This window comes from Pectobacterium quasiaquaticum (assembly GCF_014946775.2).
GTDB classification, from domain to species: Bacteria; Pseudomonadota; Gammaproteobacteria; order Enterobacterales; family Enterobacteriaceae; genus Pectobacterium; species Pectobacterium aquaticum.
This window is the reverse complement of record NZ_CP065177.1, coordinates 1,060,921-1,086,676: the sequence shown is the minus strand read 5'-3', so window position 1 is coordinate 1,086,676 and position 25,756 is coordinate 1,060,921. Positions and strand designations below refer to the sequence as shown.

19 protein-coding genes, 2 tRNA genes, 3 rRNA genes, 3 pseudogenes and 1 other annotated feature are annotated in these 25,756 nt (G+C 49.5%); of the genes and pseudogenes, 10 read left to right on the top strand and 17 right to left on the bottom strand.

All coding sequences use genetic code 11. The features are described 5' to 3' along the window. The first annotated feature begins 8 nt into the window (after window positions 1-8). Both gloB and mltD read left to right on the top strand, forming a co-directional pair. Window positions 9-764 carry a hydroxyacylglutathione hydrolase gene (gene gloB, locus IG609_RS05005; RefSeq protein WP_193397734.1) on the top strand — a complete coding sequence of 252 codons (756 nt, stop codon included), beginning with the start codon at window positions 9-11 and terminating at the stop codon, window positions 762-764. Window positions 765-834: 70 nt separating this feature from the next. Then, window positions 835-2,208: a murein transglycosylase D gene (mltD, locus tag IG609_RS05000; protein WP_193397735.1), complete on the top strand. Its 1,374-nt coding sequence runs from the start codon at window positions 835-837 to the stop codon at window positions 2,206-2,208. Window positions 2,209-2,275: 67 nt separating this feature from the next. Here mltD and IG609_RS04995 read toward each other — a convergent pair whose 3' ends face one another. The 3 genes and pseudogenes from IG609_RS04995 to IG609_RS04985 form a co-directional block, all read right to left on the bottom strand. Continuing rightward, the gene (locus IG609_RS04995) at window positions 2,276-3,064 is read right to left on the bottom strand and encodes an endonuclease/exonuclease/phosphatase family protein (RefSeq protein ID WP_193397736.1); all 789 of its coding nucleotides are present in this window, start codon (window positions 3,062-3,064) and stop codon (window positions 2,276-2,278) included. Window positions 3,065-3,124: 60 nt separating this feature from the next. After that, window positions 3,125-3,298 (bottom strand): annotated as a pseudogene (locus IG609_RS04990) (IS1 family transposase); the annotation flags it as partial. 13 nt (window positions 3,299-3,311) lie between these two features. Next, window positions 3,312-3,719: pseudogene (locus tag IG609_RS04985) on the bottom strand (transposase); the annotation flags it as partial. A 151-nt stretch (window positions 3,720-3,870) separates the two neighbouring features. Between IG609_RS04985 and IG609_RS20570 the strand changes: the two are divergent. Both IG609_RS20570 and IG609_RS04980 read left to right on the top strand, forming a co-directional pair. After that, window positions 3,871-4,371 (top strand): Mu transposase domain-containing protein, encoded by a 501-nt coding sequence (locus IG609_RS20570; RefSeq protein ID WP_431041418.1) that lies wholly within the window; start codon window positions 3,871-3,873, stop codon window positions 4,369-4,371. Between the two features lie 114 nt (window positions 4,372-4,485). After that, window positions 4,486-5,023 (top strand): annotated as a pseudogene (locus IG609_RS04980) (ATP-binding protein). Window positions 5,024-5,270: 247 nt separating this feature from the next. Here IG609_RS04980 and IG609_RS04975 read toward each other — a convergent pair. The 8 genes from IG609_RS04975 to rluD all read right to left on the bottom strand — a co-directional run bounded on the left by IG609_RS04975 (window position 5,271) and on the right by rluD (window position 15,484). Further along, a tRNA-Asp gene (locus IG609_RS04975) sits at window positions 5,271-5,347 on the bottom strand. A 52-nt stretch (window positions 5,348-5,399) separates the two neighbouring features. Beyond that, window positions 5,400-5,515, bottom strand: a 5S ribosomal RNA gene (rrf, locus tag IG609_RS04970). A 127-nt stretch (window positions 5,516-5,642) separates the two neighbouring features. Next, a 23S ribosomal RNA gene (locus IG609_RS04965) occupies window positions 5,643-8,547 on the bottom strand. A gap of 233 nt (window positions 8,548-8,780) precedes the next feature. Continuing rightward, window positions 8,781-8,856: transfer RNA gene (locus IG609_RS04960), tRNA-Glu, on the bottom strand. Window positions 8,857-8,996: 140 nt separating this feature from the next. Next, window positions 8,997-10,536, bottom strand: a 16S ribosomal RNA gene (locus IG609_RS04955). Together the 16S, 23S and 5S rRNA genes with 2 tRNA genes alongside form the textbook arrangement of a ribosomal RNA operon. A 491-nt stretch (window positions 10,537-11,027) precedes the next feature. After that, window positions 11,028-13,604, bottom strand: a complete 2,577-nt coding sequence (gene clpB / locus IG609_RS04950; RefSeq protein ID WP_193399572.1) for an ATP-dependent chaperone ClpB — start codon at window positions 13,602-13,604, stop codon at window positions 11,028-11,030. Between the two features lie 133 nt (window positions 13,605-13,737). Then, complete coding sequence (yfiH, locus tag IG609_RS04945; RefSeq protein ID WP_193399571.1) at window positions 13,738-14,463, bottom strand: purine nucleoside phosphorylase YfiH; 726 nt, start codon at window positions 14,461-14,463, stop codon at window positions 13,738-13,740. Between the two features lie 43 nt (window positions 14,464-14,506). Beyond that, the gene (gene rluD / locus IG609_RS04940; RefSeq protein WP_193399570.1) at window positions 14,507-15,484 is read right to left on the bottom strand and encodes a 23S rRNA pseudouridine(1911/1915/1917) synthase RluD; all 978 of its coding nucleotides are present in this window, start codon (window positions 15,482-15,484) and stop codon (window positions 14,507-14,509) included. 134 nt (window positions 15,485-15,618) lie between these two features. Between rluD and bamD the strand changes: the two genes are divergently transcribed. The 3 genes from bamD (at window position 15,619) to pheA (ending at window position 18,519) form a co-directional block, all read left to right on the top strand. Further along, the gene (gene bamD / locus IG609_RS04935) at window positions 15,619-16,353 is read left to right on the top strand and encodes an outer membrane protein assembly factor BamD (protein WP_102118994.1); all 735 of its coding nucleotides are present in this window, start codon (window positions 15,619-15,621) and stop codon (window positions 16,351-16,353) included. A 318-nt stretch (window positions 16,354-16,671) separates the two neighbouring features. Next, window positions 16,672-17,010 (top strand): ribosome-associated translation inhibitor RaiA, encoded by a 339-nt coding sequence (gene raiA / locus IG609_RS04930; RefSeq protein ID WP_102118995.1) that lies wholly within the window; start codon window positions 16,672-16,674, stop codon window positions 17,008-17,010. Between the two features lie 194 nt (window positions 17,011-17,204). Then, window positions 17,205-17,330 (top strand) — a sequence feature (Phe leader region). A 28-nt stretch (window positions 17,331-17,358) separates the two neighbouring features. Continuing rightward, window positions 17,359-18,519, top strand: coding sequence for a bifunctional chorismate mutase/prephenate dehydratase (gene pheA / locus IG609_RS04925; RefSeq protein WP_102118996.1), 1,161 nt, complete (start codon window positions 17,359-17,361; stop codon window positions 18,517-18,519). An 81-nt stretch (window positions 18,520-18,600) separates the two neighbouring features. On the opposite strand, the gene tyrA is transcribed toward pheA, so the two are convergent. Both tyrA and IG609_RS04915 read right to left on the bottom strand, forming a co-directional pair. Beyond that, window positions 18,601-19,722, bottom strand: coding sequence for a bifunctional chorismate mutase/prephenate dehydrogenase (tyrA, locus tag IG609_RS04920; RefSeq protein ID WP_116156569.1), 1,122 nt, complete (start codon window positions 19,720-19,722; stop codon window positions 18,601-18,603). Window positions 19,723-19,728: 6 nt separating this feature from the next. Next, window positions 19,729-20,802, bottom strand: a complete 1,074-nt coding sequence (locus tag IG609_RS04915) for a 3-deoxy-7-phosphoheptulonate synthase (RefSeq protein ID WP_193399569.1) — start codon at window positions 20,800-20,802, stop codon at window positions 19,729-19,731. A 249-nt stretch (window positions 20,803-21,051) separates the two neighbouring features. On the opposite strand from IG609_RS04915, the gene btsR reads away from it, so the two are divergent. From btsR to IG609_RS04900, 3 genes are all read left to right on the top strand, one after another. After that, window positions 21,052-21,768, top strand: coding sequence for a two-component system response regulator BtsR (gene btsR, locus IG609_RS04910; RefSeq protein WP_193399568.1), 717 nt, complete (start codon window positions 21,052-21,054; stop codon window positions 21,766-21,768). Window positions 21,769-21,850: 82 nt separating this feature from the next. Next, window positions 21,851-22,162 carry a DUF2799 domain-containing protein gene (locus IG609_RS04905; protein ID WP_431041052.1) on the top strand — a complete coding sequence of 104 codons (312 nt, stop codon included), beginning with the start codon at window positions 21,851-21,853 and terminating at the stop codon, window positions 22,160-22,162. 262 nt (window positions 22,163-22,424) lie between these two features. After that, the gene (locus tag IG609_RS04900; protein ID WP_193399566.1) at window positions 22,425-23,363 is read left to right on the top strand and encodes a class I SAM-dependent methyltransferase; all 939 of its coding nucleotides are present in this window, start codon (window positions 22,425-22,427) and stop codon (window positions 23,361-23,363) included. A 260-nt stretch (window positions 23,364-23,623) separates the two neighbouring features. Here the strand turns inward: IG609_RS04900 and rplS are convergent, their stop codons facing one another. The 4 genes from rplS to rpsP form a co-directional block, all read right to left on the bottom strand. Then, window positions 23,624-23,971, bottom strand: a complete 348-nt coding sequence (gene rplS / locus IG609_RS04895) for a 50S ribosomal protein L19 (protein WP_039483928.1) — start codon at window positions 23,969-23,971, stop codon at window positions 23,624-23,626. A 62-nt stretch (window positions 23,972-24,033) separates the two neighbouring features. Continuing rightward, window positions 24,034-24,789 carry a tRNA (guanosine(37)-N1)-methyltransferase TrmD gene (trmD, locus tag IG609_RS04890; RefSeq protein ID WP_193399565.1) on the bottom strand — a complete coding sequence of 252 codons (756 nt, stop codon included), beginning with the start codon at window positions 24,787-24,789 and terminating at the stop codon, window positions 24,034-24,036. 38 nt (window positions 24,790-24,827) lie between these two features. After that, a complete protein-coding gene (gene rimM / locus IG609_RS04885) occupies window positions 24,828-25,376 on the bottom strand; it encodes a ribosome maturation factor RimM (RefSeq protein ID WP_193399564.1) in 549 nt (182 codons plus the stop codon). Between the two features lie 18 nt (window positions 25,377-25,394). Beyond that, on the bottom strand, window positions 25,395-25,643 hold the full coding sequence (gene rpsP / locus IG609_RS04880; RefSeq protein WP_010285998.1) for a 30S ribosomal protein S16: 249 nt from the start codon (window positions 25,641-25,643) through the stop codon (window positions 25,395-25,397). Window positions 25,644-25,756: the final 113 nt, after the last annotated feature.

Here is a 25,756-nt window from a genome sequence, read left to right as displayed (position 1 = left end):
GGTGATGAATGAATCTTATCAGTATCCCTGCACTTCAGGACAACTACATTTGGTTATTAAGCAATAAAGAAAACCGCTGTGTGATCGTCGATCCCGGAGAGGCAACTCCAGTGCTTAATACGCTCGATCAACACTCACTTTTCCCTGAAGCAATTTTGCTCACGCATCACCATAATGATCATGTTGGAGGCGTCGGTGAACTCCTCAAGCATTACTCCAACCTGCCTGTTTTTGGCCCAAAAGAAACCGCTAAGTGCGGCGCAACCTACCTGGTAGAGGAAGGAAATACCGTCTCTTTGTTAAATTCGGAATTTTCTGTAATTGAGGTACCAGGGCACACATCTGGTCATATTGCCTACTATAACGCGCCATTTTTGTTCTGTGGCGATACCCTTTTTTCGGCGGGATGCGGTCGTATTTTTGAAGGCACACCGAAACAAATGTATGAATCAATTCAAAAAATATCACAACTTCCTGATGACACAGTAGTGTGTTGTGCTCATGAATACACCCTCTCAAACTTAAAATTTTCTAATGTTATTTGGCCTGAAGATCCAGAAATTAAATCTTATCTCCATAAAATCAGTCAGATACGAGAAAAATCACTGTCTAGTTTGCCTACATCGCTGGGCCTGGAGAGGAGAATTAACCTATTTCTTCGCTGCCATGAAATTGATTTAAAAAGGAAATTATCAAAAGAACCTGAAAATATAGAGAATTGGCAAGTTTTTGAGATGCTACGTAGCAAGAAAGACTGCTTTTGAAGGTTTAGGTTGTGCAATTCCTCTAACCAAAGTATCCTTGCTCGTCTTTTAAGCAACTATTGACCAACATATGAAGGCTAAAGCGATGATTATCGCCTCAGTCTTGCTGGCGGGTTGTCAGGTCTCACCGCATGACACCTCGCAATCCAAACAGCATGCACAGAGTTTGTCTTCGGCAAGTCAAAGTGAAGCAGGAAAGTACACAGATGGTCGAGAGGCCTCTGCGCGATGGCTAGATGACGATAGCCTCACGCAGCGAGATCTGTGGAACTTCATTGGCGACGAGCTGAAGATGGAGGTTCCGGAAAACGCCCGGGTCCGCGAACAAAAAATGCGTTATTTGAAGAATAAGAGCTATCTCCACGATGTAACATTACGGGCAGAGCCGTACATGTACTGGATAGTCGAGCAGATTAAGCAACGTAAAATGCCGATGGAACTGGTACTGCTACCCATAGTGGAGAGCGCTTTTGATCCAAGTGCCACATCATCCGCCAATGCCGCTGGGCTATGGCAGATTATCCCTGGCACAGGACGTAATTATGGTTTGAAACAGAACCAGTGGTACGACGGACGTCGCGATGTGATTGCGTCTACAACCGCTGCGCTGGATATGATGCAACGGCTTAACACAATGTTTGATGGCGACTGGTTATTGACTGTTGCTGCATATAACAGTGGTGAAGGCCGCGTCATGGAGGCGATGAAGGCGAATAAAGCGAAAGGGAAATCAACCAGCTTCTGGGCACTGGCGTTGCCGCGTGAAACGTCAATCTATGTTCCCAAAATGCTGGCCTTGAGCGATATTCTTAAAAACAGCAAGAAGTATGGCGTAAGTCTACCGCAGCCCAATGAAAGCCGCGCATTAGCAAAGGTTGAACTGGGTCAACAGATAGAGTTGACACAAGCGGCTGAGATGGCTGGACTGTCGTTGAATAAGCTGAAGAGCTATAACTCGGGCTATAAACGTAATGTTACCGCACCAAATGGGCCACATTACATCATGGTACCTAAAGCTCATGTTGAGCAGTTGAAAGATTCACTAGCTGATGGTGACATCACAGCGATTCAACCAACACGCTTAGCGCAAACACAGCCAAAACCAGCATCGCAGCAGTATAAGGTAAGCTCAGGTGATACCTTATCAGCTATTGCGGCACGGCTTAATGTCAGCACGAAAGATTTGCAGAGTTGGAACAATCTGCGTAGCGCTGGTGCGCTCAAGGTTGGTCAAACGTTGCAAGTTGCCAAAGCGTCAGGCAATAGCAGCTCTATCACCTATCAAGTTCGGAAGGGTGATTCGCTGGCAAGCATTGCTAAACGCCATGGCGTAAATATCGCTGATGTGATGCGCTGGAATACGCTTATCAACAAGAATGCCAACATTCAGCCAGGTGATCGTCTGACGCTTTATGTTAGCAGTAACATAAAACCTGATTCTTAACGTCATTCAAAACCAGTAACGAGAAACAGCCCTCCTACAGATGTAGAGGGCTGTTTTTTTATAGCGATTAACTCAGGCTAAATTCAACGAGTAGTGGATTATGGTCTGAGGCCTGAGTCACCAATATAGAAGACTGGTTAACGATCAGCTCACGGTAAAAGACGAAATCGAGCGGTCGCCCAAACGCCTTTCGCCGTTGGTCATCAACGAAATGTACCTCCTGCAACCTCATCTTTACCACAAACCGATTAAGTGCGTTAATACGCTGCTGACTCCATGCATTAAAATCTCCAGCCATAATAACCGGCCCCTGGTGATGTACAAGTTGTTCCCCAATCGCAGCCAACTGCTTGGTATAAACCTCAACACCAAAACTAAAGTTAACCGCATGGATATTGATAACCATCAGCCTCTGACCACTCTGAAGCGCATAGACCGTTACCAAAGAGGACTTAACCAAACGCAGTAAAGGCTCCCTTTCACGTAAAGGGCAGCAATATACGGGCTGGGCTGCTGATAGTGTCATCACTCCAGATGGATGTTGCGGGAGGATAATGGCGGGGACCTGATCGGCTGAGAGATAGTTGGTGGTTGCAAAACGGATGAGCTCTGGCGTACTTTGCGCTTCCTGCAACAGGACGAGCTGGGTACCTTTACCGAAATTTTGCAACACGGAAAGCCAGTTCATTCGTTGCTGCTTAAAAATATTCCACACCATTACGCGTAAAATATCCCCCTCCAGCAACAATGAGCCTGTCGGTAGCACTTGCCCTAGATAATGCATTTCCCTAGGAGGAAAGATACGTTCAGCTGGTTGGCCAGCAACATACCTCATTGCATAGGTTTTTTTCCGCACGCCTAATCCACTCTCCGTTTCAATACACAAAATACCCTATCAAAAAAGAACTCTCTTCTGTTATAAGAATTTTATCGCAGACTTGCAATGTACGTTCGGCGGCAATGCCTCCAATGAGTAGAACATATATTTTTCGATGAAGGCTCCAATGACTTTTTCGTGGATCTCTATTGAACGCGAGAAGCAAATCGTTTTGCGAGCCAGCCTCTTGATTCGGGTACGGAGAGTCAGGTGTTACGCTCGGCGTCGTGGCTAAAAGGCTGGCCGTGATGGCTGTGATAAGCCCGACGCTGGGAATAGTCAATAAACGCTGGGCTGTATCGTCTTCAGCCATATGGTTTTTTAGCTCTTGTACGACCTCCTCAATTTATTCTGTGAGGTAGGCGTGTTGGTGGAGTCGCATAAGCAACCGCGCTAAATAAGGCGGCCGCTAGTGCTCTTCAAGCACCACGGCAAAACGCCTGATAACCGCGATGCCGCGCGGCATGCTAATGCCAAACTTCAGCAGGAAAGCATGCATCTGATTGGTGGTTTTAACCCAGTCCATGACGAGAGCATCACGAACGCGATGCAAAGCTGACATCACCTGCTAGTCTTCCGTTCTCGGGGTCACGAATCGCATAGAAGGTCTTGACGCAGCTTCGCAAGTAGCCTGCATATTCCGACCCAAACCGATCATTGATTCTGATGTAATCCGATCGCACTTTCCGATTTAATTCGACCGCGGATTCCGATTTGTTCCGGCCAAATCTGGCCATCAGTGAGCGAAGCGGTCGTTCCGTCGGTTACCGGGTTGCCGGAAAAGCCTGTATGAACAACTGGATAAACCCGCGCTGAAGGCACTCCCGCCATACCGGTACGAATACGTTGATATCCGTCGGGCAAAGGTCGGCCCAGACTACCACGTGCTGTACGGCAAACATGCGTACTCGGTCCTCCACGCACTGGTTGGCAGCCATATCGATATCGAGGCAGGTGCCAGGCTTGTTCGTCTCTATCACCGGGGAACGCTGGTTGCCCAGCATCCACGGGCGCAGCAACAGCGTGGCTTCACCACGCAGGCAGAAATATGCCGGAGTCGCACCGGCAGCAACGCTGGAGCCCGGACAGGCTGCTGTCCTGGGGAGAAAGCATCGGCAGTGCCACCCGTGCCGTGGTGGCCTGGCATATGCACCACCGGGCACATCCGGAACAGGCTTACCGGACCTGCCTGGGACTGCTCAATCTTAGCCGGGAATATAGCGATGCCTGACTGGAGAATGCCTGCCAGCAGGCGCTGTTACTGGAGAGACCCTGGCGGCAGGTGATCCTGAATCTGCTAACCAACAACCGGGACCGGCTGAAAGATGAAGCGCCGGATGAATCCCCTGTAGGGCACAGCAATGTACGCGGTGCTGGGTACTACCACTGAGGAAACAATCATGCACAACAACCTGCTGGAACAGATACGCGCCCTGCGGCTAGGGCACATGAGTAACGCGCTGGAGCTGCAATGGTCACAGCCGATGACCTATACCTCGCTGAGCTTCGAGGAGCGTCTGGGGCTTCTGCTGGAGCACGAACTGCTACAGCGTGAGGTCTCGAAGGTCAATCGCCTGCGAAGACAGTCGAAACTGAGGCTGGATGCGCAGCCTTCGCAGCTTGACTACCGGCCGGAACGGGGGCTGAACCGACAGTTACTCGTTCAGTTGCTGACTGGTGCTGCTGATCCTTGACGACTGGGGTCTTGAAAAACTGAATCCTCGGCAGTCCTCAGACCTGCTGGAGGAGATGGAAGACAGATACCAGCGGGGAAGCACTATCATCATCAGCCAGCTCCCAGTGAGCGAATGGTACAAACTGGTGGGTAACCCGACGGTTGCCGATGCGCTGATGGACCGGCTTCTGCATAACGGGCACCGCGTTGAGCTCAGAGGTGAATCAATGCGTAAACAGGCGCAAACCGATCAGACGAGTTAAAAACTAAAGTAAGAAATAATCAGCGCGAGAAGCGCGATCGAAATCGCCGGAATCATCAGAGTACGCAAAAGAGAGTAGTATACATCAATTCAACTAATTAAAGTCATTACCCGCACGGCGATAGTAGAGGAAAAATGAAATGATCGGAAAACACAAAAGGCAGAGGAAGAAACGGGTTCATCTAAAAATTCTAATATTCAAATATGCAAAAGCCCTAAGCTAACGCTTAGGGCTTTTGCATAATAAGTGGCGGAACGGACGGGGCTCGAACCCGCGACCCCCTGCGTGACAGGCAGGTATTCTAACCAACTGAACTACCGCTCCACCGAGTTTTTCTACAATTACCAGATTGCTCCGGCTTACTGCTTAATTTGATGCCTGGCAGTTCCCTACTCTCACATGGGGAAGCCCCACACTACCATCGGCGCTACGGCGTTTCACTTCTGAGTTCGGCATGGGGTCAGGTGGGACCACCGCGCTATCGCCGCCAGGCAAATTCTGTTTCATTCCAGCCGTTACTTTACATGACTTTCTCTTTCATCTCCGTAACCACCAGAACCAATCTCTAAACAAGCTGAATATCGTTCTCTATGAGTCTTTAAAACACCTTCGGTGTTGTAAGGTTAAGCCTCTCGGGTCATTAGTACTGGTTAGCTCAACGTATCGCTACGCTTACACACCCAGCCTATCTACGTCGTCGTCTTCAACGGCCCTTCAGGGGCATCTAGTGCCCAGGGAAGACTCATCTCGAGGCAAGTTTCCCGCTTAGATGCTTTCAGCGGTTATCTCTTCCGCACTTAGCTACCGGGCAATGCAATTGGCATCACAACCCGAACACCAGTGGTGCGTTCACTCCGGTCCTCTCGTACTAGGAGCAACCCCTCTCAATCTTCCAACGCCCACGGCAGATAGGGACCGAACTGTCTCACGACGTTCTAAACCCAGCTCGCGTACCACTTTAAATGGCGAACAGCCATACCCTTGGGACCTACTTCAGCCCCAGGATGTGATGAGCCGACATCGAGGTGCCAAACACCGCCGTCGATATGAACTCTTGGGCGGTATCAGCCTGTTATCCCCGGAGTACCTTTTATCCGTTGAGCGATGGCCCTTCCATTCAGAACCACCGGATCACTAAGACCTGCTTTCGCACCTGCTCGAGCTGTCACTCTCGCAGTCAAGCTAGCTTATGCCTTTGCACTAACCTCCTGATGTCCGACCAGGATTAGCTAACCTTCGTGCTCCTCCGTTACGCTTTGGGAGGAGACCGCCCCAGTCAAACTACCCACCAGACACTGTCCGCAACCCGGATTACGGGCCCACGTTAGAACATCAAACATTAAAGGGTGGTATTTCAAGGTCGGCTCCACGCAGACTGGCGTCCACGCTTCAAAGCCTCCCACCTATCCTACACATCAAGGCTCAAGGTTCAGTGTCAAGCTATAGTAAAGGTTCACGGGGTCTTTCCGTCTTGCCGCGGGTACACTGCATCTTCACAGCGAGTTCAATTTCACTGAGTCTCGGGTGGAGACAGCCTGGCCATCATTACGCCATTCGTGCAGGTCGGAACTTACCCGACAAGGAATTTCGCTACCTTAGGACCGTTATAGTTACGGCCGCCGTTTACCGGGGCTTCGATCAAGAGCTTCGCCTTGCGGCTGACCCCATCAATTAACCTTCCGGCACCGGGCAGGCGTCACACCGTATACGTCCACTTTCGTGTTTGCACAGTGCTGTGTTTTTATTAAACAGTTGCAGCCAGCTGGTATCTTCGACTGATTTCAGCTCCGTGAGCACGTCACTTCACTTACCATCAGCGTGCCTTCTCCCGAAGTTACGGCACCATTTTGCCTAGTTCCTTCACCCGAGTTCTCTCAAGCGCCTGAGTATTCTCTACCTGACCACCTGTGTCGGTTTGGGGTACGATTTGATGTTACCTGGAGCTTAGAGGCTTTTCCTGGAAGCGTAGCATCGGTTACTTCATCACCGTAGTGACTCGTCATCACGCCTCAGTGTTAATGACGACCCGGATTTACCAAGGTCATCCACCTTCACGCTTAAACCGGGACAACCGTCGCCCGGATAACCTAGCTTTCTCCGTCCCCCTTCGCAGTAACACCGAGTACAGGAATATTAACCTGTTTCCCATCGACTACGCTTTTCAGCCTCGCCTTAGGGGTCGACTCACCCTGCCCCGATTAACGTTGGACAGGAACCCTTGGTCTTCCGGCGTGCGGGTTTTTCACCCGCATTATCGTTACTTATGTCAGCATTCGCACTTCTGATACCTCCAGCAGCCCTCACAGGCCACCTTCGACGGCTTACAGAACGCTCCCCTACCCAACAACACCTAAGTGTCGCTGCCGCAGCTTCGGTGCATGGTTTAGCCCCGTTACATCTTCCGCGCAGGCCGACTCGACCAGTGAGCTATTACGCTTTCTTTAAATGATGGCTGCTTCTAAGCCAACATCCTGGCTGTCTATGCCTTCCCACATCGTTTCCCACTTAACCATGACTTTGGGACCTTAGCTGGCGGTCTGGGTTGTTTCCCTCTTCACGACGAACGTTAGCACCCGCCGTGTGTCTCCCGTGATAACATTCTTCGGTATTCGGAGTTTGCATCGGGTTGGTAAGTCGGGATGACCCCCTAGCCGAAACAGTGCTCTACCCCCGAAGATGAATTCACGAGGCGCTACCTAAATAGCTTTCGGGGAGAACCAGCTATCTCCCGGTTTGATTGGCCTTTCACCCCCAGCCACAAGTCATCCGCTAATTTTTCAACATTAGTCGGTTCGGTCCTCCAGTTAGTGTTACCCAACCTTCAACCTGCCCATGGCTAGATCACCGGGTTTCGGGTCTATACCCTGCAACTTAACGCCCAGTTAAGACTCGGTTTCCCTGCGGCTCCCCTATTCGGTTAACCTTGCTACAGAATATAAGTCGCTGACCCATTATACAAAAGGTACGCAGTCACCTAACGAGTAGGCTCCCACTGCTTGTACGTACACGGTTTCAGGTTCTATTTCACTCCCCTCGCCGGGGTTCTTTTCGCCTTTCCCTCACGGTACTGGTTCACTATCGGTCAGTCAGGAGTATTTAGCCTTGGAGGATGGTCCCCCATATTCAGACAGGATGTCACGTGTCCCGCCCTACTCATCGAACTCACACCTTGTGCATTTTTGTGTACGGGACTATCACCCTTTACTGTGCGACTTTCCAGACGCTTCCACTAACACACAAACTGATTCAGGTTCTGGGCTCCTCCCCGTTCGCTCGCCGCTACTGGGGGAATCTCGGTTGATTTCTTTTCCTCGGGGTACTGAGATGTTTCAGTTCCCCCGGTTCGCCTCATTATGCTATGTATTCACATAATGATAGTGTGTCGAAACACACTGGGTTTCCCCATTCGGGTATCGTCGGGTATAACGCTTCATATCAGCTTACCGACGCTTATCGCAGATTAGCACGCCCTTCATCGCCTCTGACTGCCTAGGCATCCACCGTGTACGCTTAGTCGCTTAACCTCACAACCCGAAGGTGTCTTTGATAAATCAAAGTCACTGTCGCGCTGCGATTATTTGAGAGACTCATTGACAGACTGACTCACCATGACACACCCGAAGGCTGTCATGCATGTTCAGCTGTCATGTTTCAATTTTCAGCTTGTTCCAGATTGTTAAAGAGCAATATCGTAAACATGACTCCGAAGAATCATCTTTAAGATATTCATGATAATGTCTTTCACTCATTATCGGATTGGCGTCCCCAAGGGGATTCGAACCCCTGTTACAGCCGTGAAAGGGCAGTGTCCTAGGCCTCTAGACGATGGGGACACGAAAAATCCGCACCAGGTCATAAACCTGGCACGCTCGCGTCAGCATGAGTTTACACTCATCGCATCAACAGGTGCGCTTGCTCAGTATTTTCATCAGACAATCTGTGTGAGCACTTCACTTAACGCACATCTTCTTGGTAAGGAGGTGATCCAACCGCAGGTTCCCCTACGGTTACCTTGTTACGACTTCACCCCAGTCATGAATCACAAAGTGGTAAGCGCCCTCCCGAAGGTTAAGCTACCTACTTCTTTTGCAACCCACTCCCATGGTGTGACGGGCGGTGTGTACAAGGCCCGGGAACGTATTCACCGTAGCATTCTGATCTACGATTACTAGCGATTCCGACTTCATGGAGTCGAGTTGCAGACTCAATCCGGACTACGACGTACTTTATGAGGTCCGCTTGCTCTCGCGAGGTCGCTTCTCTTTGTATACGCCATTGTAGCACGTGTGTAGCCCTACTCGTAAGGGCCATGATGACTTGACGTCATCCCCACCTTCCTCCGGTTTATCACCGGCAGTCTCCTTTGAGTTCCCGACCGAATCGCTGGCAACAAAGGATAAGGGTTGCGCTCGTTGCGGGACTTAACCCAACATTTCACAACACGAGCTGACGACAGCCATGCAGCACCTGTCTCAGAGTTCCCGAAGGCACCAAAGCATCTCTGCTAAGTTCTCTGGATGTCAAGAGTAGGTAAGGTTCTTCGCGTTGCATCGAATTAAACCACATGCTCCACCGCTTGTGCGGGCCCCCGTCAATTCATTTGAGTTTTAACCTTGCGGCCGTACTCCCCAGGCGGTCGATTTAACGCGTTAGCTCCGGAAGCCACGCCTCAAGGGCACAACCTCCAAATCGACATCGTTTACAGCGTGGACTACCAGGGTATCTAATCCTGTTTGCTCCCCACGCTTTCGCACCTGAGCGTCAGTCTTTGTCCAGGGGGCCGCCTTCGCCACCGGTATTCCTCCAGATCTCTACGCATTTCACCGCTACACCTGGAATTCTACCCCCTCTACAAGACTCTAGCCTGTCAGTTTTGAATGCAGTTCCCAGGTTAAGCCCGGGGATTTCACATCCAACTTAACAGACCGCCTGCGTGCGCTTTACGCCCAGTCATTCCGATTAACGCTTGCACCCTCCGTATTACCGCGGCTGCTGGCACGGAGTTAGCCGGTGCTTCTTCTGCGGGTAACGTCAATCGATAAGGTTATTAACCTCATCGCCTTCCTCCCCGCTGAAAGTGCTTTACAACCCGAAGGCCTTCTTCACACACGCGGCATGGCTGCATCAGGCTTGCGCCCATTGTGCAATATTCCCCACTGCTGCCTCCCGTAGGAGTCTGGACCGTGTCTCAGTTCCAGTGTGGCTGGTCATCCTCTCAGACCAGCTAGGGATCGTCGCCTAGGTGAGCCATTACCTCACCTACTAGCTAATCCCATCTGGGCACATCCGATGGCGAGAGGCCCTAAGGTCCCCCTCTTTGGTCCGAAGACGTTATGCGGTATTAGCTACCGTTTCCAGTAGTTATCCCCCTCCATCAGGCAGTTTCCCAGACATTACTCACCCGTCCGCCGCTCGTCACCCAGAGAGCAAGCTCTCCTGTGCTACCGCTCGACTTGCATGTGTTAGGCCTGCCGCCAGCGTTCAATCTGAGCCATGATCAAACTCTTCAATTTAAGATTTGTTTGATTTGCTGAACTCGTCAGCGATGCTCAAAGAATTAGTAACTGTTTATTCGTAATGAATTTACTGTTGTTCACTCTTCAAGACTTTTTTATATCGTTAAGATACGGTCTTGTGAGTGCCCACACAGATTGTCTGATTAAATTGTTAAAGAGCAGTGCCACATCTTCCGTGGCGCGGGCCGCATATATTATGCTTTTCCGCTGTGAAGTCAAGTCATTACTGACCGCCTTCGGTGAATCTTTTTCTGTCACACCAACTTCGTAAGTCGCTGTTGCCGTGTCAGTGGAGGCGCATTATAGGGACTTCTCGGCCACTGACAAGCGCTAAATGCAAATTATTTTCCAACCGTTCAAAAACAAGCCAAAAGACACCATTTCGCACACTTCACATACAAAAAGTGAATACAACCTGAGCTCATAATGTGAAAACGGGAGCATCCATTAACGAATGCCCCCGTTGATCGCTTACCCGTTCACTCACATTATTCTTGCCGAGCGACTATCTGTTCGCCTTCAATATCTAATGTGATCGGTTTACCAGGTATCAATTTCCCCCCCAGCATCTGCTGAGCGAGTGGGTTCTCTATCAGTTGCTGTATCGCTCTTTTAAGCGGACGCGCACCATAGACAGGATCAAACCCGATTTCCCCGAGCATATCTAAAGCTGCATCCGTAATCGTGACGCTATATCCGCGCTCTTCAAGACGTTTGTATAGTCTCTGAAGTTGAATTTGTGCGATCGACGTAATATGCGCCCTTCCCAATGGGTGGAATACCACGACCTCATCGATACGGTTAATAAATTCAGGGCGGAAACTGTGGCTAACAACTTCAAGTACCATATCTCTCATTCCGGTATAGCTACGCTCACCAAAACGTTCCTGAATAAGGTCAGAGCCCAAGTTTGACGTCATAATGACCACAGTATTACGGAAGTCGACCGTTCTGCCCTGGCCATCAGTAAGGCGGCCATCATCCAATACCTGAAGTAGGATATTGAATACATCAGGGTGTGCCTTTTCGATCTCATCCAGCAAAATAACCGAATAAGGACGACGACGCACCGCTTCCGTTAAATAGCCCCCTTCTTCGTAGCCGACATATCCCGGAGGCGCACCGACCAAACGTGAAACCGAGTGTTTCTCCATAAACTCAGACATATCGATGCGCACCATGGCGTCATCACTGTCGAAGAGGAAAGTCGCCAGAGTTTTGCACAGCTCCGTTTTCCCAACACCGGTTGGTCCAAGAAACAGGAACGCCCCAATCGGACGGTTAGGGTCGGATAGCCCAGCCCGACTACGGCGAATAGAATTCGCTACCGCCTCAACGGCTTCGTTCTGACCGATTACACGCTGATGCAGTTCATCCTCCATACGTAATAATTTTTCTTTCTCGCTTTCCAACATGCGAGAAACAGGAATCCCAGTCCAACGCGCCAGCACATCAGCGATTTCAACATCCGTTACTCGATTACGCAGCAAATGCATCGTCTTCCGTTCCTGCTGCGTTGCTGCTGCCAACTGTTTCTCCAGCTCAGGGATTTTACCGTATTGCAGCTCAGACATTATTCCCAGATCGCCCTGACGACGAGCCTGTTCCAGCGCAATTTTCGCCTGCTCTAAAGACGCTTTAATATTCTGCGTTCCCGTGAGTGATGCTTTTTCTGCTTTCCACTCTTCTTCTTGTTGAGAATATTCACGCTCTTTTTGGTCAAGTTCAGCACTCAGCAATTCAAGTCGCTTTTGGCTGGCTTCATCAGATTCTTTTTTCAGCGCCTGCTGTTCCAGCTTTAACTGTATGATTCGGCGTTCAAGCCGATCAAGGGGCTCTGGTTTCGAGTCAATCTGAATACGAATACTGGATGCCGCCTCATCAATCAGGTCAATCGCTTTATCCGGCAACTGACGATCCGCGATATAGCGATGGGATAGCATGGCTGCCGCAACAATTGCTGGGTCAGTAATTTGTACATGATGGTGCAATTCATAGCGCTCTTTCAGCCCGCGAAGAATCGCAATCGTGTCTTCAACGGTCGGTTCAGCGACAAACACTTTCTGGAAACGGCGCTCAAGGGCCGCATCTTTTTCAATATATTGCCGATACTCATTGAGCGTTGTCGCCCCGACGCAATGCAACTCACCACGAGCCAGCGCGGGTTTTAGCATATTGCCGGCATCCATCGCGCCATCGGCTTTACCTGCCCCCACCATCGTATGGAGTTCATCAATAAACAGAATGACATTGCCTTCCTGTTTAGACAGATCGTTGAGCACACCTTTCAAACGTTCTTCAAACTCACCACGATATTTCGCCCCCGCCACCAGCGCGCCCATATCCAGCGAAAGCACGCGCTTGTTTTTCAGGCCTTCAGGCACTTCACCATTAACGATACGCTGGGCTAACCCTTCTACTATCGCGGTTTTACCCACGCCGGGTTCACCGATTAACACCGGGTTATTTTTGGTTCGACGTTGCAAAACCTGAATAGTGCGGCGAATTTCCTCATCACGCCCAATCACTGGATCGAGTTTGCCTTGTTCCGCACGTTCCGTGAGGTCAATCGTGAATTTTTTTAATGCCTGGCGCTGATCTTCAGCCCCCTGATCGTTCACTTGATCCCCTCCTCTTACTTGATCGATGGCGTTTGTTATACCTTGCTGCGTGACACTGGCCTTTTTCAATATATCCCCCAGCGTGCCGCGAGACTCCAACGCAGCAAGCACGAAAAGTTCCGAGGAAATAAAGGTATCGCCACGCTTTTGCGCAAATTTGTCGCACATATTCAATGCGCGGACTAACTCGTTCGAAGGTTGAACATCACCATCAGTGCCTTCAACCTGAGGCAAACGCGTGATTGCCTGGTCGATTTCAGCTTTGAGGTAATTAAGATTGGCTCCAGCAACAGTCAGAAGTGGACCAACAGTCCCACCATCCTGATGAAGTAAAGCACTCATCAAATGAAGTGGTTCAATAAACTGGTGATCGCGCCCAAGGGCAAGAGACTGGGCATCAGACAGAGCAAGTTGGAATTTGTTGGTAAGACGATCCAGACGCATAACACCTCCCGTACACTGGTCAAAATTGCTACTGGAGATTAAATGAGGTCATCCCTCAAAAATTTCAAGGTTATTTTGCCAGTCGTGACAGGATTTAAACGTTACTTGTCTTGGATCGTCTTAATTCAATAGGTTATATCAGCCAGATTAAACTTGCCATACGTCCAGTCACACCATCACGCCGATAAGAGAAAAATTTGTGAGACTCACTCACAGTACAGGCATTTCCACCAAAAATTTGCGTTATCCCTGCGGCACGTAAGCGCAGACTTGCCAGTTGGTAGATATCGGCAAAAAATTTATTTCCTTCAGGCCGAAATGCTGAGGCCGCAGCCATATCATGCTGAATAAAGGCATCCCTGACTTCAGGACCGACCTCAAAGGCATCAGGCCCAATAGCAGGCCCCAGCCACGCCATAATTTGTGCGGGTTGTGCTCGGAAACAGGCTAACGTTTCTTCCAATACTCCCGCGTGCAATCCGCGCCAGCCAGCATGGGCGGCAGCGACTTCGTCGCCGTTGATTTCACAAAAAAGCACGGGCAAGCAGTCAGCCGTCATCACCGCACAGACCTTCCCTTTCTGATCCGTATAAGCGGCATCACCGCAAACAGACGTTGGGGACGTCTCGCCAATACGAATCACATCGGTGCCATGAACCTGTTCCAACCAATGCGGCATAGTGGGAAGGCCAGCCATCTCCACCAGCGCTTGCCGATTTACGGTAACGTGCGCAGGCTCATCGCCCACATGATTCCCTAAATTCAGCGAATCATAAGGTGCACCACTACGTCCGCCAACACGCGTCGTACTACAAGATTTCACACTTTCTGGCAAAGGCCAGTCGGGGTATATCAGCATAGTCCGTCACCTCTATAAATCGGCACTTATCGTATTGAATATATTACCAGTCGAGCTGATCCTTAAACGCTTCAGTATCGGCCTTCAGCGCATTAATCAGATCGACCATATCCTGTGGCAATTCCGCATGCCATTCCATGTGAATGCCCGTAATAGGATGGTAGAAACGTAACATAGTGGCATGCAGCGCCTGACGATCGAACCCACGCAGCATCTCAATGAAATCCTCCGAAGCGCCTTTTGGCGGGCGCGGACGGCCACCGTATAGCTGATCACCAACCAGAGGATGATTGATATGCGCCATATGCACGCGAATCTGATGGGTGCGCCCCGTCTCCAGACGCAACCGCAAACGGGTATGCGCACGGAAATGTTCCATGATGCGATAATGTGTCACAGCAGGCTTACCCATGGGGTGAACGGCCATATGAGTACGTTTGGTTGAGTGACGAGCGATAGGCTGCTCGACCATACCACCCGCGGTCATCGAGCCAATCGCCACGGCTTCATATTCACGCGTAATTTCACGCGCCTGTAGCGCCTCAACTAAACGCGTCTGTGCGGGTACCGTTTTCGCGACCACCATGAGCCCTGTCGTATCTTTATCAAGTCGGTGCACAATCCCAGCACGGGGCACATCGGCAATCTCAGGATAGTGATGCAGCAAGGCATTCAATACCGTGCCATCTGGGTTACCCGCACCGGGGTGAACCACCAGATCTCTGGGTTTATTGATGACCAGGATATCCTCATCTTCATACACGATATCCAGCTTGATATCCTGAGCTTCCCAGCGAGCTTCTTCTTCAATCAATGCATCAATGGCTACCGATTCGCCGCCAAGTACTTTCTCTTTTGGCTTATTGATGACATTGCCGTTAATCTGTACTCGATTCTCAAGAATCCACTCTTTTATGCGGGATCGTGAATAATCTGGGAACAATTCGGCCAAAGCCTGATCTAAACGTTGTCCGAGTTGAGATTCGGCCACCGTTGCGGTGAGTTGTACTTGTTGTGCCATATTATGCAGCTTCTTCGTTAACGTTGGGTTTTGACGGCGACGCCGTTTAAAATAATGTACTATTGTAGCTGGTCTAAATCGGGAGCTTCACGGACAGTCTCCCGGAATAACATTCTGAGGATAATCAAAACGTCATGACGCGTATGAAATATCTGGTGGCTGCCGCCACGTTGAGCCTGGCGCTGGCTGGTTGCTCCAGCAATTCCAAAGATGCGGTTCCTGATAGTCCGCCATCTGAAATCTATGCCAATGCTCAACAAAAACTGCAAGACGGCAACTTTAAAGCAGCCATCACGCAGTTGGAAGCACTGGATAACCGGTATCCCTTTGGCCCCTACTCGCAGCAAGTACAGTTGGATTTGATCTACGCCTATTACAAATCCGCAGAGCTGCCATTGGCCCAAGCTTCTATTGACCGCTTCCTGCGACTCAACCCAACCCATCCAAATGTGGATTATGTCCTGTACATTCGCGGCCTGACCGACATGGCGCTGGATGATAGTGCGTTACAAGGCTTCTTCGGCGTTGATCGTTCCGATCGCGATCCGCAGTATGCCCGTACCGCATTTCGGGATTTCAGTAAGCTCATTCAGGGATATCCGAACAGCCAATACGCCACCGACGCAAACAAGCGTTTGGTTTACCTCAAAGAGCGTCTGGCCAAGTATGAACTTTCTGTCGCGCAATACTACACGAAACGCGGCGCTTATGTGGCAGTAGTTAATCGCGTTGAGCAAATGCTGCGTGATTACCCAGATGCCCAGGCAACAAAAAATGCCCTGCCGTTAATGGAGAATGCTTATCGCGAACTGCAACTGGCCGCGCAAGCGGATAAAGTCGTAAAAGTCATCGCGGCGAACCCAGCATAAACGATAAGTGACACACAGGCCCAAGACGGCAGCTTCGGTTGCCGTTTTTATGGTTAGACCGGTTGGTTATGCATAGATGGGCAAAAAAACAGGTTGGCATGAGTCAACAACAGCGCGGTAGCGTCAATACATCCTATCAATAATGGCACAGGCCAGATGCCCTCTCAAGTACTTCCGTCCTATTCCCGATGATGCTTCACAAATCGCATTTTCTTGACAAAAAGTGACGAAAAAAAGCGACCAACATCACGCTTTTTGTCACGACTCACTGTATGCTGAAATTATCCAAGACGGACATAGGCAGAGAGGTAAGTTTGTATGACTATTAATATTACCAGTAAGCAAATGGATATCACCCCCGCAATTCGTCAACATGTCGAAGACCGTCTTTCTAAGCTGGACAAGTGGCAAACCCAGCTGATTAACCCACATATTATTTTGTCAAAAGAACCACAGGGTTTTGTGGCCGATGCCACTATCAGTACGCCAAATGGCCCGCTGGTTGCCAGCGCCAAGCATGATGATATGTATGCCGCCATCAACGAGCTGATTGCCAAGTTGGAACGCCAGTTGGACAAACTCCAGCATAAAGGTGAAGCCAGACGCGCGGTAGCTAGTGTCAAAGAAGCGAATCTCCAGCCGACTCAAGAAGAGTAACTCGCCCTCTTTACCTCAATATAACGCGCCTGAGGGCGCGTTTTTGCATTCCAGGCGTCGTCACCCACGTCCTAAAGAGCCAACGCGATACCTCGTTTAAAATTACGCTCGGCGATTTTGTATTGACAGGATGAAAAGCCAACAGTTACCTTACCTACTCAGAATCTGGATATCTTCCTGACTAACCGAGTAAACATGACAAATAAACTGTTCTTCTTCGTATTCTTTTTCACCTTCCCCTGAGTTGGGAGGCGATTCGTCGTAAGAGCAAGAATACGAAGACGAACAAAAAAGCCTCCTGACCAGGAGGCTTTTTTTATATAAGAACATAAGACAGGTAACAGCATCATGACAGACAACCCATTACTGGCACTGCGAGAACGCATCAGCGCATTGGATCTGCAATTAATTGAATTGTTGGCACAAAGACGAGAACTCGCGTTGGACGTTGCCCGCAGCAAATTGCATTCGCATCGTCCAATCCGTGATAAAGAGCGTGAGCGTGATTTGCTGGACAAACTGACTGCCGCTGGGAAAAAGCATCATCTTGATGGTCACTACATTACCCGCTTATTCCAGCTCATCATTGAAGATTCGGTACTGACGCAGCAGGCACTCTTACAGCATCACCTCAACCAAACAACGTCACACTCTGCCCGCATTGCCTTTCTCGGTCCGAAAGGTTCTTATTCCCATCTCGCGGCCCGCCAATATGCCGCGCGACACTTCGAACAATTTATCGAGTGTGGTTGCCAGAAATTTCAGGACATCTTCAACATGGTGGAAACAGGGCAAGCGGACTATGCCGTTCTGCCAATTGAAAACACCAGCTCTGGTTCGATTAACGATGTCTACGATCTGCTGCAACACACGGCTTTATCCATCGTCGGCGAATTAACCAATCCGATAAATCACTGCGTTTTAGTTGCCACCGATACATCATTGGAACAGATCGAAACGGTTTACAGCCACCCGCAACCGTTCCAGCAGTGCAGCCATTTCATTAATCGTTTTCCACACTGGAAGATTGAATATTGTGAGAGCACGGCTGCGGCGATGGAAAAAGTCGCGGCGCTCAACTCGCCAAAAGCAGCAGCACTCGGCAGCGAAGCCGGTGGTCAGCTTTATCAGCTACAGGTGCTGGAACACGATCTGGCAAATCAGTCGCAAAACATCACCCGCTTCATTGTATTAGCACGCAAGCCCATTGATGTGACGGAACAAGTGCCGGCAAAAACCACGCTAATTATGGCAACAGGTCAACAGTCAGGTGCGCTGGTAGAAGCTCTGTTGGTATTGCGTGATAACGGCATTGTGATGACCAAGCTGGAATCCAGACCGATCAACGGTAACCCGTGGGAAGAGATGTTCTATCTGGACGTACAGGCCAACCTGCGCAGCGATGCCATGCAGAAAGCGCTAAAAGGATTAGCCCCCATCACCCGCTCATTAAAAGTGTTGGGCTGCTACCCGAGTGAAAACGTCGTACCCGTGGACGTGAACGAATAGTCGATGTGAACGAATAATTGAAAAAGCCATCCTGGTATCTCTGGGATGGCTTCTTAAACACAACCAAGATAGTAAACGTGCTTATTGACGAATATCGTTTGCCTGACGCAAAAGCACACGGCTCTCCGCCTGAAAACGTTTGGCATAGTCGCCAAACCAGTGTTCGACCTTCTTGAAGCTGTTGATAAATCCTGCCTTATCCGTCTGCTCCAGTAGCTCAATCGCCTCGCCAAAACGTTTGTAGTAACGCTTAATCAACGCCAGATTATCCTCTGAAGACATAATGATATCGGCATACAGCTGCGGATCCTGCGCAAACAGCCGTCCAACCATGATCAATTCCAGACGATAGATTGGCGATGACAGCGCTAATAGCTGTTCAAGCTGTACATTCTCTTCCGCTAAATGCAGACCATAGGCAAATGTCGCGAAGTGACGCAGCGCCTGAATGAACATCATATTCTGGTCGTGTTCGACCGCGCTGATACGATGCAGACGCGCGCCCCACACCTGAATCTGTTCCAGTAACCACTGGTAGGCTTCTGGCTGCCGGCCGTCACAATAGACGACAACCTGCTTGGCAAGGCTGCCGCTGTCTGGCCCGAACATAGGGTGTAACCCAAGTACCGGGCCACTATGCACCGCCAGCATCGCCTGAAGCGGGCCATTTTTTACCGATGCCAAATCAACCAAGATACAGTCATCCGGCAAAGCAGGCAGACGGGCAATCACCTGTTCAGTCACGTGAATCGGCACGCTAACAATCACCATGCCGGCATCAGACAACAGTTCATCCGCGCGCGGCCAGTCATCTTGCTCCAGAATCCTCACCTGATAGCCCGACAGCGTCAGCATTTTCTCAAACAGATTACCCATTTGCCCGCGGCCACCGATGATAACAACGGGACGCAGCTGCGGGCACAGCGTTTTAAAGCCTTTGTCGTTTTCACTGGTGTAGGATTCACGCATGGTACGCCGCAGGATATCCTCAATAAGATCCGGCGGAACGCCCATCGACTCAGCTTCTTTACGACGTGAGCTGAGCATGGCCGCTTCACGATCGGGCGCATAGATGGGCAAACCATGGCGGCTTTTCACTTCACCCACTTCCGCCACTAAACGCAACCGACGTGATAAAAGCGCGACAAGCTCCTTATCTACCTCATCTATCTGATCACGCAATACGGTCAGTTCAGCTACCATATTTTGTTACTCTCCTGAATGTTTCACTCGTGCAGCGCTCAGCTCTTGATGAACGGAACGCAGCAACGTCTCTGTGCTTTCCCAACTGATACAGGCATCCGTGACTGATACACCGTAACGCATATCTGAACGCGGCTGTTCTGAAGACTGGCTTCCTTCGTTAAGGTGGCTTTCCAGCATCAAACCTATAATGGAACGATTTCCCGCCTTGATTTGTTCAATCGCAGATTCAACAACAAGTGGCTGACGGCGGTAGTCTTTATTCGAATTTCCGTGACTACAATCTATCATCAGCGCAGGTCTCAGTCCCGCTTCCTGCATCTGTTTTTCACATTCGGCGACATCCTGCGCACTGTAGTTGGGGTTTTTACCGCCACGCAGAATCACATGACCATCAATGTTCCCCTGCGTTTGCAGCAGACAGACCTGACCGGTTTGATTGATACCCACAAAGCGATGCGGCATTGCAGCGGCTCTCATCGCGTTGATCGCCGTTCCCAGGCTGCCATCCGTGCCGTTTTTGAACCCAACAGGCATCGACAGGCCGGAAGCCATCTCACGGTGCGTTTGTGATTCTGTTGTACGTGCACCGATAGCCGACCAGCTGAATAAATCGCCTAGGTACTGCGGGCTGTTCGGATCAAGCGCTTCGGTCGCCAGCGGCAGTCCCATATTCACCAGTTCCAGCAGCAGCTCACGCGCGATGTGCAATCCTGACTCCACATCAAATGAACCATCCATGAACGGATCGTTGATGAGCCCTTTCCAGCCCACGGTGGTACGCGGTTTTTCAAAATAAACACGCATGACAATGTAGAGGCTATCGTTTAATTCAGCGGCAAGCGACTGCAGGCGGCGCGCGTATTCAAGCGCAGCATCCGTGTCATGAATCGAGCAAGGCCCGCAGACGATCAGCAACCGGTCATCACGACCATGAATGATATCCGCAATGGTCGCTCTCGCTTGCGCAATATCGCGCTGTTCTGCGTCGTTAAGCGGAAATTTGGCTTTTAATTCATCGGGAGTAATTAAAACCTGCTCTGCACTGATATTAATATTGTTAAGTGAATCTTTTTGCATGATCCCATTCCTGAAAAGTTCGGTATATTCGCGATCGTCTGTAAAGACTACTGTCTGTACAACCTGCCTACGCGTGATGTTTACACCATAACACGAACCGTAAAGATTTCAATCCACTTAGTGTAAATAAAAAATTACCACCCTAAATATTGCCAGAAAAACGATATCTGTCTGCTCTATCACTTCCCGATGCAACCATGCTAATCCCAGGCGTGAATAGTGATAGAATCACGCCAACAAGGGGGAAGGATGCTGAAAGCCATAATCATCGATGACGAACAGCTGGCACGCGAAGAGCTCAGCCTGCTACTGGAAAACGAGCCTGATATCACCATCATTGCACAGTGCAGCAATGCGCTGGAGGCGATACCGGCTATCCACCGGCTGCAACCCGATGTGATCTTTCTGGATATACAAATGCCAAAGGTCAGCGGATTAGAGCTGGTCGCCATGTTGGATCCAGAAAATATGCCTTATGTCGTCTTCGTGACAGCCTATGATGAGTACGCAGTGAGGGCATTTGAAGAACATGCTTTTGACTATTTACTTAAACCGCTGGATGCACAGCGACTCAGTAAAACGCTAAATCGTTTACGCCGCGGCGTTAGTGTAAATAAAAACGTACAGGCAATTTCAGAGCCCTTACTCCGCCATATTCCCTGTAACGGACACAATCGTATTTTTTTGCTCAAGATTGAGGAAGTCGAGTATCTTTGTTCAGAACTCAGCGGCGTGCACGTCGTGGGCGTCAGCCAGTCCGGCTATACCCAACTTTCACTGAAAACGCTGGAAGAGAAAACGCCCTTCGTCCGTTGCCATCGTCAATATATGGTTAATACGGAACAGTTGAAAGAAATCCAGTTAATGGAAAACGGCGCAGCAGAAGTATTGACGCATACGGGAAAACACATCCCCGTCAGTCGCCGCTATCTCAAGTTACTGAAAGAAAAATTAGGCATCGCCTGATGCGGTGCTTCTTCAGGCCAATGGCCGCAACATTGAAGGTTTGATGATGAAATACAGTTATGTCTTGGCTGTAGTTCTTTTAATGACAGCATGCCAAAGCAACGTCCCGTCGCTACCCGCTAAAAGTGAGTCGGGCTTCTGGTACGAAACAGGTTATCAGGATGCCATCTCTGGCATGGTCGTAAAGGACAATAGCACTTTGCAGGAATGGTTTGGTAACCCTCAAGTTGACCGTGAAACCTACCTACGTGGCTATCAGGCCGGACAGTCGGCTTTTTGCGGTACAGATAACATGGAAGAATGGGGAAAAGCAGGGAAAAACTTTCCCGCCAGTTGCGATGGCGTAGAGAATGCTGAAATACTGCGAACTCGCTGGCAACAGAGCCTGCCTTAACATCCTCCCGAAGATAAACGATGGCCCATACTCATCAGCAATTTAGCTGGCAAAACGCTATGGTTCATCGCATCTGGTAACAATTCCACTCACTTTTGTACTCGTACAGAAATACGTCAGACATATCTCCCCTCTATTATCGCTCACATTAAATAATCACATTAAGTTATTAACAACCTGATGCTGAGATAACGAAAATTAATATCTCACTGAGAGTTAAATCTATTATTCCTGATAGCGATTGATATTATGGAGTGCTCATATGTCCGGTTCAAGCAAACCTCATAACCCGTCTCTAAATAACAGTTCAAGACTCTTATCACACGCTACCTCATCACAGGAAAGCCACGATGAACGAGTCGCTGCGATAAAGAACAACATTATCGAGTCTGGGGACCATCCCAGCATTTCCGTAGAGGAACAACTCGCGCTTCTGGACGCTTTCTCTCACCTTGAGCTAGGCCAGTTTTTACTAAAACATCACGGGTTAAATGCGCACTGGACGCATAATGTGATAGCACATCAGCCAGCCCACTATGTTAATCCTCTCGAAGAAATCATCTACACACAGCTCCCCAGCGTTTTGGCAACACGTGAACGATTTGGTATTTTCCAACGTCTGCTTCAAGAACTCTTGCGCCCCGACGCTATCATGGTATCTGTCCCCTGCGGTGTTATGGCCGACTTATTGCTGTTGGACTATACGCGGCATCGAGATGTGAAATTAATCGGGATCGATCTAGATAAACAGGCGCTGGAAGAAGCTTATAAACTTGCCAGTCAGAAAGGGCTGGAAAATAAGATATCGTTGGTACTGGCTGATGCCTGGACAATTGATTTGGCAGCACAGGCAGATGTGATTACCAGCAACGGGCTCAACGTCTATGAACAAGATGATGACAAAGTTACTGAGCTTTACCGCGTGTTCTACTCTGGGCTGAAACCTGGAGGTACGTTAATAACCAGCTTTATGACTCCTCCTCCTACGCTGTCACAAGATTCCCCATGGATAAACACTGATCCAAAATTGCTAGCCCTCCAATCTGTGCTTTTCTCACGCATTATTGGTGCAACATGGACAGCATTTCGTACACACAAACAAACACTGTCGCAGCTAGAGCAGGCAGGATTCACAGATATTCAGTTCATTAACGATCGTATGCATATGTACCCCACGGTCATCGCGAATAAGCCGTTCTGAACAGGGTAAAAACGGTATCAACACGATATTTTGATCGCCGTAACCGATCAATATTGAAAAATTGATCTGTATAAACGTTTATAAAATAACCACACCTAATGTCATCATGGTACTGAAATTCAAACAATAATGATGGCACCAGGGAAAGCTAAGCCCACCAAGATGGTGGGCTTTTTACTGCCAACAGGCACAAAAAAGGGCTTAGCCTTTGGCTAAACCCCTTATCAATAACAACTTTCGGATGTTGCGAAAGCGCTATCTTAGTTAAGACGCTCTTTGATACGAGCAGACTTACCAGTACGCTCACGCAGGTAGTACAGTTTGGCCTTACGCACGGCACCACGACGTTTAACAGTAATGCTATCAATAACCGGAGAGTGAGTCTGGAATACACGCTCCACGCCTTCGCCGTTAGAAATTTTGCGAACAGTGAATGCAGAATGCAGACCGCGGTTACGAATAGCGATAACCACGCCCTCGAATGCCTGCAGACGTTTTTTGCTACCTTCAACAACCCATACCTTCACTTCTACGGAATCACCCGGACGAAATGCAGGTACGTCCTGCTTCATTTGTTCGTCTTCGATTTGCTTAATAATGTTGCTCATAATATGTCTCTTACCCTAGGTAAACTGATAGTTGGGTTCGCGCAGTAAATTGGCGTAACCATCTAATACTCTCGTTGCTCAGACTCATATTCACGTTGGAATTCAGCCAGCAACCTTGTTTGCTCGTCAGTCAGAGCTAGGCTTTTCAGAAGTTCAGGTCTTCTAAGCCACGTTCGGCCCAGCGACTGCTTCAATCGCCAGCGGCGTATTTCCGCATGGTTGCCAGACAATAACACTGCCGGAACGTCCATGCCTTCCAGTATTTCAGGGCGAGTGAAATGAGGACAGTCCAGCAACCCATCGGCAAAAGAATCTTCTTCTGCTGAAGCATGATGTCCCAGAACGCCCGGTATAAAGCGGGCGACGGAGTCAATCAGGGTCATCGCTGGCAGTTCCCCACCGCTGAGTACGTAATCCCCTATCGACCATTCTTCATCGATTTCGGTTTTAATTACGCGCTCATCAATCCCTTCGTACCGTCCACAGACCAGAATCATTTTCTGGTTCGTAGCGAGTTGATGTACGCCTTGCTGATCTAATTTACGGCCCTGAGGTGATAAATAAATCACTTTCACGCCTTCGCCTGCCGCTGCTTTTGCTGCGTGGATCGCATCCCGCAAAGGTTGCACCATCATCAACATTCCGGGGCCGCCGCCATAAGGCCGATCGTCCACGGTGCGATGCCGATCGTAAGTGAAATCGCGAGGACTCCAATACTGTACGTTCAGCAGGCCATTTTTAACTGCCCGGCCAGTGACTCCGTAATCAGTAATCGCACGGAACATCTCTGGAAACAGGCTAATCACCCCAATCCACATAGTCTCGTACCGCTGGGTACTACTGATCGATTCAGAGTTCAAAAACCAGGATCCCAATCTACTTCAACAATTTGAGCAGAAAGGTCGACGCGCTTAACAACCTGTTCGGTGAGGAACGGAACCAGCCGTTCCTTGACTCCGAAGGCATCTTTCAGGTTGGCCTTTATTACCATCACATCGTTCGAGCCGGTTTCCATCATATCGATGATTTTACCTAACTCGTAACCGGCTACGGTCACGACCTGACAGCCAATAAGATCCTTCCAGTAATAATCACCTTCGCCCAGATCGGGCAGTTGTGACGAATCTACGACAATTTCACAATTGGTCAGTAAATTAGCCGCATCACGGTCATCAGCACCTTTCACTTTGATGATCAGATCCTGATTGTGATACTTCCAGCCTTCAATCTCGACAAGCTGCCAACCGCTTTTACTCTGGATGAACCAAGGTTGATAATCAAAAATGCTCTCGGCATCTTCGGTGGATGAAAACACTCTGAGCCAACCTCGGATGCCATATGCCGATCCTATCTTCCCCATCACAATCGGGTTAACGGGAGGTTTTGGGCTGAGTTGATTGCTCATTATCACCACCGCAACAGGTTATGCTGCTTTTTTAGCGTCTTTGATCAGCGAAGATACGCGATCAGACACAGTTGCACCCAGACCAAGCCAATGCTCGATACGGTCCAGATCCAGACGCAGGGCTTCTGCTTGACCAGATGCGATTGGGTTGAAGAAACCTACGCGCTCGATGAAACGACCATCACGCGCATTGCGGCTATCGGTCACGACTACTTGATAGAAGGGGCGTTTTTTCGCGCCGCCACGTGCCAAACGAATTGTTACCATAACATCCTCTTTAGTGAATAAAACAACTGGGCCCCATCGAGGAACGGAGCCCAGTATGTCATATAAAAAGCCCGAAAATTTTACTCATTTTGGCGCAAAAAGCAATCTAAAGC

Coding starts and splice junctions, on each gene's coding strand:
- gloB (WP_193397734.1), top strand. CDS start 9: ATGAATCTTATCAGTATCCCTGCACTTCAGGACAACTACATTTGGTTA.
- mltD (WP_193397735.1), top strand. CDS start 835: ATGAAGGCTAAAGCGATGATTATCGCCTCAGTCTTGCTGGCGGGTTGT.
- clpB (WP_193399572.1), bottom strand. CDS start 13,604: ATGCGTCTGGATCGTCTTACCAACAAATTCCAACTTGCTCTGTCTGAT.
- yfiH (WP_193399571.1), bottom strand. CDS start 14,463: ATGCTGATATACCCCGACTGGCCTTTGCCAGAAAGTGTGAAATCTTGT.
- rluD (WP_193399570.1), bottom strand. CDS start 15,484: ATGGCACAACAAGTACAACTCACCGCAACGGTGGCCGAATCTCAACTC.
- bamD (WP_102118994.1), top strand. CDS start 15,619: ATGACGCGTATGAAATATCTGGTGGCTGCCGCCACGTTGAGCCTGGCG.
- raiA (WP_102118995.1), top strand. CDS start 16,672: ATGACTATTAATATTACCAGTAAGCAAATGGATATCACCCCCGCAATT.
- pheA (WP_102118996.1), top strand. CDS start 17,359: ATGACAGACAACCCATTACTGGCACTGCGAGAACGCATCAGCGCATTG.
- tyrA (WP_116156569.1), bottom strand. CDS start 19,722: ATGGTAGCTGAACTGACCGTATTGCGTGATCAGATAGATGAGGTAGAT.
- IG609_RS04915 (WP_193399569.1), bottom strand. CDS start 20,802: ATGCAAAAAGATTCACTTAACAATATTAATATCAGTGCAGAGCAGGTT.
- btsR (WP_193399568.1), top strand. CDS start 21,052: ATGCTGAAAGCCATAATCATCGATGACGAACAGCTGGCACGCGAAGAG.
- IG609_RS04905 (WP_431041052.1), top strand. CDS start 21,851: ATGACAGCATGCCAAAGCAACGTCCCGTCGCTACCCGCTAAAAGTGAG.
- IG609_RS04900 (WP_193399566.1), top strand. CDS start 22,425: ATGTCCGGTTCAAGCAAACCTCATAACCCGTCTCTAAATAACAGTTCA.
- rplS (WP_039483928.1), bottom strand. CDS start 23,971: ATGAGCAACATTATTAAGCAAATCGAAGACGAACAAATGAAGCAGGAC.
- trmD (WP_193399565.1), bottom strand. CDS start 24,789: ATGTGGATTGGGGTGATTAGCCTGTTTCCAGAGATGTTCCGTGCGATT.
- rimM (WP_193399564.1), bottom strand. CDS start 25,376: ATGAGCAATCAACTCAGCCCAAAACCTCCCGTTAACCCGATTGTGATG.
- rpsP (WP_010285998.1), bottom strand. CDS start 25,643: ATGGTAACAATTCGTTTGGCACGTGGCGGCGCGAAAAAACGCCCCTTC.